The 5747-nt window shown below is 56.0% G+C and carries 6 protein-coding genes and 1 pseudogene; all 7 read right to left on the bottom strand.

Going from position 1 to position 5747, the window contains the following annotated elements:
• A pseudogene (locus AC1DN0_RS39975) lies at positions 1–755 on the bottom strand (ImcF-related family protein); the annotation flags it as partial.
• A gap of 17 nt (positions 756–772) precedes the next feature.
• Positions 773–2017: a hypothetical protein gene (locus AC1DN0_RS39970; RefSeq protein WP_441637417.1), complete on the bottom strand. Its 1245-nt coding sequence runs from the start codon at positions 2015–2017 to the stop codon at positions 773–775.
• A 12-nt stretch (positions 2018–2029) separates the two neighbouring features.
• Positions 2030–2278, bottom strand: a complete 249-nt coding sequence (locus tag AC1DN0_RS39965; protein ID WP_441637415.1) for a PAAR domain-containing protein — start codon at positions 2276–2278, stop codon at positions 2030–2032.
• An 81-nt stretch (positions 2279–2359) separates the two neighbouring features.
• Positions 2360–3250 carry a hypothetical protein gene (locus AC1DN0_RS39960; RefSeq protein ID WP_441637413.1) on the bottom strand — a complete coding sequence of 297 codons (891 nt, stop codon included), beginning with the start codon at positions 3248–3250 and terminating at the stop codon, positions 2360–2362.
• Positions 3251–3271: 21 nt separating this feature from the next.
• Complete coding sequence (locus tag AC1DN0_RS39955) at positions 3272–4393, bottom strand: hypothetical protein (protein WP_477146550.1); 1122 nt, start codon at positions 4391–4393, stop codon at positions 3272–3274.
• A 162-nt stretch (positions 4394–4555) separates the two neighbouring features.
• On the bottom strand, positions 4556–5512 hold the full coding sequence (locus tag AC1DN0_RS39950; RefSeq protein WP_477146549.1) for a DUF2345 domain-containing protein: 957 nt from the start codon (positions 5510–5512) through the stop codon (positions 4556–4558).
• The coding region (locus tag AC1DN0_RS39945) for a type VI secretion system Vgr family protein (protein ID WP_477146548.1) at positions 5475–5747 on the bottom strand (273 nt) is incomplete at its 5' end. The genes AC1DN0_RS39950 and AC1DN0_RS39945, both read right to left, overlap by 38 nt.

The raw sequence follows: 5747 nt of genomic DNA, 5'->3' as shown, positions 1-5747 counted from the left end.
ACCACGCGCTGCGCCAGCTGGTCGCGCAGCGTGCGCAACGCGTCATCGATGGCGTCCGCATCCGCCTGGCGCGGCAACTCGCAACTGATGACCGGCATGAGGCCGTGGGCCGCCGTTCTCGCCTCCGCCACATCCAGCAGGTAAACCGGGGCGGACCAGCGCAGCAATTCGGCGATGCGCGCCAGGCTGAAGCCATACGGCAAGGTCATACGGCGTTGCGCCGGCAACTCAGCCTCGCCGTTGGTCACGAGGACAACGGCATCCACCGGACGGCGGCGGCGTAGTTTGTAGATTTGCCTCAGCCAGTCCATATCCGGCTGGCCGTTGCTGTCGGTCTGATCCCACAGCAGCATCGCATCCGGTGTGCTGAGCCAGCCCGCTTCAGTCAGCTCTGGCAGCAGCCGGATAATCACGGCGTCATCTCCAGTCACCAGCAGACGGGGCTGGCGGCGGTAGTGCCGCTCCTGCAACGCGAGCTTGAGGCTTGCTAAGCGCAACGCCGCCAGCCCCGTTTTGGCAGCGTGGCCCTTGCCTAGGCGCGCGCCGGGATCACGCAGGTATCGCTTCCGTTCTTTCGAGCGGCGGGCAACAGCGCCCCATGCCGCCGTAATGGGACCGCGCAGCAGGAGCACCGCGGCACCTGCCAGCGCAATGATTGCTGCCTGCCTGCGGGCAGACATGCTCTCTGCGCCAACGAAATACACTGTCGCCGCTGCCGCCGCCGTGATGCCAACGACCACGATCTTGTAGCCCAAGTCCTTTCGATTGCCCATCAAGTTGCTTCCCGTTCATTCTGTTGTGCAATTGGGCGCACAACCGCCAGTCGCAGCGCACCTTCCCGGCAGGCGAGCAGCTGCGGCGCTAGGTCTTGCTGTGCAGCCTCGATTGCCAATGCCGCACCGAACCACGCTGCGCCAACGCCAGGAACGCCGAGCGCGGGATCGATGTCATGCACGCCAGACAACTCATCCGTCTGTGCCGCCCCCAGGGCAACGTCTGATCCGCACTTGAGCAATGCGGTCTTGTCCGCCTTGGAAAGGCCAGATTGCCAAAGGTGCTGAAGGTCCTCGGGCTTGGCACGTCCGCATAGGGCAGCGGTCGTGATGGCGCTGCTGAGTCCATCGGTTTCGCATGCCACCGGACGGTGCAGCATCGCAATGGACACCAGGTCTTTCCTTTCTGCCAAAGGCGCCCAGCCAAGCAGCAAAGCAGCGCCGACCTCGCCACTGTTCTCCTGCGGCATGCCATGCAGTTGAACCGCGACGAATAAGGTGAACGTCTCCAAGGCCGGCCCACCGTACTCATCCAGCCAGGTATCCAGCATCATCAGCCCCTCTTTGGCAGGCAGCAGCATTACCTCCGCCTGGCGAAGGCCACCGTTGTTCCAGCACGATTTCCATACTTCACGAAGTCGTTCTGGCTCAGCGTCATCTGGCAACTGCAATCGCACGTCGAATGGCACCTTGGGCGGCAAGGCTCGCAGCGGTTTGTCAATTGCCTTTAAAAGCGCCTCGAATGTCTGCCGATAACGGTCGGCCTCCTTTTCGTCTGCGCCGGTCTCAGCCATTGCAAGTCGAGCATGACGAATCGCCTGCATGCGAGGCTTCGGCACACGTGCCCGCAACGCCGATTCCCGCTGCGCAATCCGCGCCGAGACACCATTCGGCTCCATGGCACACAGATACACGGCGCCGAGCACTGCCAGTGGCTCGGCGCCAAAAGCGATGGCTTCCGCACGGTCCTCCAACCGGACTACCTCCCTTGCCGCCAGATAATTACTCTCTTCTTCATAAAAGTGCAGGCGAAAGCCAAACAAGACACACCATGCCAAGCCCGGATATCCAACCAACTGCATCCAGAACCATGGCGTGCCCGTGGGTTGGTTCTTCGGCCAGTTAAGCAATGTCCAGGCGACACCAGTTGCCAGAACCACCACCAGGAGCGTCAGCCACACGATCGGGTTCGGCGACGAAGGTTGATCCTCTGCACGAGAAGGGTCCGGAAAATCAATGGGCATCGGTCATCAGTTTCAAAGGAGACTCGAAATCAGCTTGCAGCCACACATTGCGCGATAACCATGGCGTGCGATCGGAACGCCTTGATCCTTCATGGATTCATCGCCGTCAATAATCAGGTTGGGCCGCACATTGGGGTGCTTGGGGCAGGATACCTGGTCTCCCTTGCGGGCCACCGCGCGACCGCTGTACCGCATGGTCGACGAAGCACTGATGACCAGGCCGCCATGATTGGTAGCATCACCAAACCGGATAAGATCCATATTTCTTCTCAACTCGAATACCGAAAAGTAATTACGACCCCGCGCACTTCACCTCGGCGGGTGATTCCGTCAGAACGGACCTTAATGTTTCTCCTGTGGAGGCGGTTTTCCCGAGGCTCCCCAGATGCTTTGGCCTTTTTTTAGTAGCCTGAACAGCATGCCCGGCGCGCAATCAGCCATGCACATCGCGCGCCCCTGAGTGACTCGGCCATTATCGCCAATCGGGAAGTCTGAATAAATTAGCGGCTTCACGGGCCGTTCACCGGCTATCACGACGGTATCGGGCATGCGCTTGCCCAAGTCAATTGTATTTTTCTCCGTGATATTGATCCACGGCTGACCTATCGTATCAACCGTCTCGGGGAAAACATAACCCGACCTTCCAGAATTCGGGCAGAATGTCACGGACTTATACTTCCGCGGCTTTCTTTCCGTCGCCAGATAGCACCTATCCATAAACTGGTAAAATCGGTAACCTGTCCTTTTTTTTCCAGATAGACTTACCTCGTAGCCACTATCGTCAATCATAATATAATTTTTTATTTTGTTTTTTTCATCATATGGTAGATAAGATGGATTTAGTGGTGGATCTGGGTCTTCGATGACAGAACCGATGAAAAATATTACGCGGAAGGGCGGCTTTCCCTTCCACTCTGACAGCTCATCCAGCGAGATGAAATCTCTCTTTTTTGCAATCGCTGACGGCTCCCTTAGCGAATTGATGAATGGATAAATAACATCATCATCTTTTGAAATCCGATATTGCTCGCAGGCGATATCTATCATTAAGAAATCGCCTTTTTTTAATTTTCCCACGGAGTTCCTAACGGCTAACGCACATTTCGGCTCAAAAAGTGTGTCGTAATACACCTTTTTCCCGTTGTAGATTGCGAATTTGTCAGTTTTCGCATCGGCATGCGAGAGGCCGAAAAGCCCGCACGCAGCAATAAAAAATATGAGCATTTTCTTCATTGATGACTATAAAAAAATAAATTACTCAAATTTGACTGTTATATGCATATGATTATCATGAGGTATCACCCAACTTCTCCATGGCGTATGCACTGCGCCCGACGATACTCCTGGATCCCCTCTAAGTTCCTCATATAGCGCCTCAAGTCTCCTACCTCCCGGACTTGCAGGAAACGCATTGCCTCTATCAGCAATCCCTTGATTGCGTATCACAAAATGAATATTTTCCTGCCCGTCATCAAAATGGGTGACATCCAACCCAACTCCCATCTTATGCAGCCTCGAACCCAGCATAGGCCGCCATGAGCTTGAGAGATCAACCGTATCGATACGGACGCGCCACGCAGCTTTCAGAAGAGCCGCAAATGCGCGCGGCGAGGTGCGACGTAAAGCTTGCTGGACGGTTGTACGATTGCTTGTGTAGACGGCATTGGCGACGGCCCTCTCAGTGAATTTTGCGGTAATACCCAGCGCGTCAATCCGGACATTAAATGGAGCCATCGAGCGGGAATTCACTCCCGCGCCATAGATCGGTTGAAGTACCACTGTCCAATTGACATCCAGCCTCTCAGTATTGCCACCGCCCTGCGCAGTTCTGGATAGCGTTTCTGGCGGGCAAAGGCGTGTGATTTCTTGGTCTGTGAATTCATGGCTGATGCTCAGCCACACGTCACCATTCAGATAGCCGTAGTATTCATCAGCCGATCCCGGTTTAGCCGCCAATGTATTTTCCGCTGGTGATTGACCAAGCTGGTTAGCATCAGAAAACCTCTCCTGCAAATCCGATCGCAGCTCGTAGACATTCACCCTACAGTGAGCGGAATTCGGCACCGTCCACGGAAATAGCTGAAACCTTCTATATCCTTGATAAGCATCGTTTGCAATATGCAAAGCGATTCTATTGACGTGATTCGGTATATTTATCGGTGGAAGAGAGTGCACCCAACGCGCACCGTCATGCAGCGTATTCGAGTGCACTTTCGGCCCAAAAGCCGCAGTCTGGCCATTGGCATTGTTATAAGGATAAATCACCTGGTTGGTATCGGCATCAACAACCACGAATGGCAGATTATTTAAATATGATGCCGATGAGGTTATGGCTCGATGTGTAACGTCGCCGCTGCCGTAAGCAGCTTCGTACATAGAATTACTCTCATCCAACGGCGCACAGTAAAAGACAAAACTCACCTTGCGCGTCAAGCAATTTACGTTTTGCGTCGGCTGATTTTGGGTACACATCATGGTCCCAATGGGAGTCTGGTTCGGGCCAGTCATCTATTGTCCTTTCTTGCTAAATGAGGTGGCTCAACAATCGTGGGGGTCGTCAAAGGGATCGTCATCGGCAATATGTGGATCGTGCTGGTGCAAAATCACGTTCTGCGGATTGGCGGTCCAGATGCGCTCGGTCATCCCGTTTTCGTCGGTCCTGCCGTGCCAAGCCAGCCCGTTTTCTGCTTCCAGTCGGTACGAATAGTTGGGTAGAATGGCCCCACTGCGATCGCGCACCGTAAATTGCGCACTGAAGCCTTTCTCCCCGGGAAGCCCCGGCAACGGTATCGACATGGACGCTGGCCCTGGCTTATCCCAGAAAGCGCATTTCTCCAGAATATCGCCCGGCGTACCGTTCTCGATGCCCTCTGGGGTGATTCGGATGTAGGAGCCTCCCGCGCCAAGCCAGACCTCCTTTTCGGCCGACAGAATTAGCTTGCCATCAACACTGATGATCTTCAGGTCCTTCAGCGCCGTCAGGTGCATCTCGTCGCTCTGCGCCTGGATCTCGACCTTACCCTTGGCGGCAAAGAGTTTTATGCCAAGTTTTCGCGCGAATAGCGATATCGCTTCGCCCGCAGCCACAGTGAATTTCTTTAGAACGCCGATATCGGCGTTGCCGCTAGCCGTGACGGTAACCTGTCCCTGCGCGGCCAGTTGCAGGTCATGCCCACTGGTTACAGCGACACCAGCCGGCGCGGTAGCCAACAGCACCGCTTGCTGTAGCTTGTCCAGGCGCTGCCCCAGGAATTGCCGCTGCTTTTCCACCTCGGCGGCATGGGCCTGCGCCATCCGTGCGCTCTCTGCGAGAGCCTGCATTTGGGCTAGCGCAGCATCCAGCTGCGCCTTGGCCTCCTGCATGTCCAGCTGCTGTCCACCGGCTTTCGGCTGCGCGTCCGCCGAAAGGAACAGCCCCTTGCCACCCCGGATCGCTCCCCAGGCGTCGGTGCGCAGCTCAAAGCCCTCCCCCCCGCTTTTTCTTGTTGCGATCAACGAGGTAGCCAAGGTTGAGCTGGGTCTTGCCACCATACTCGGTGGAAAGCTTGATGCTCTCCTCTCCCTTCCAGTCCTCCATGCGCAGCTTGTTGTTGCTCTGCGTCCTGATCAGGTTGCGCGACAGCCACCGGTCCCGGGTGGTGATCAGGTCCTCTTGCCGGCTGTTATGCAGCGCGTGCGCGATATAGGGCTTGTTCGGGTTGCCGTCGCGAAAGGCGCCGTCGCGAAAGGC

The organism is Cupriavidus sp. 05N39 (assembly GCF_056397325.1).
Note: the sequence above shows the minus strand (reverse complement) of the source record. Positions and strands in the feature narration are given on the sequence as shown.

Bases quoted from the DNA above. Each gene is read 5' to 3' on its own strand.
- AC1DN0_RS39960 (WP_441637413.1), bottom strand. From the start codon at position 3,250: ATGAAGAAAATGCTCATATTTTTTATTGCTGCGTGCGGGCTTTTCGGC.
- AC1DN0_RS39955 (WP_477146550.1), bottom strand. From the start codon at position 4,393: ATGTACGAAGCTGCTTACGGCAGCGGCGACGTTACACATCGAGCCATA.
- AC1DN0_RS39970 (WP_441637417.1), bottom strand. From the start codon at position 2,017: ATGCCCATTGATTTTCCGGACCCTTCTCGTGCAGAGGATCAACCTTCG.
- AC1DN0_RS39965 (WP_441637415.1), bottom strand. From the start codon at position 2,278: ATGGATCTTATCCGGTTTGGTGATGCTACCAATCATGGCGGCCTGGTC.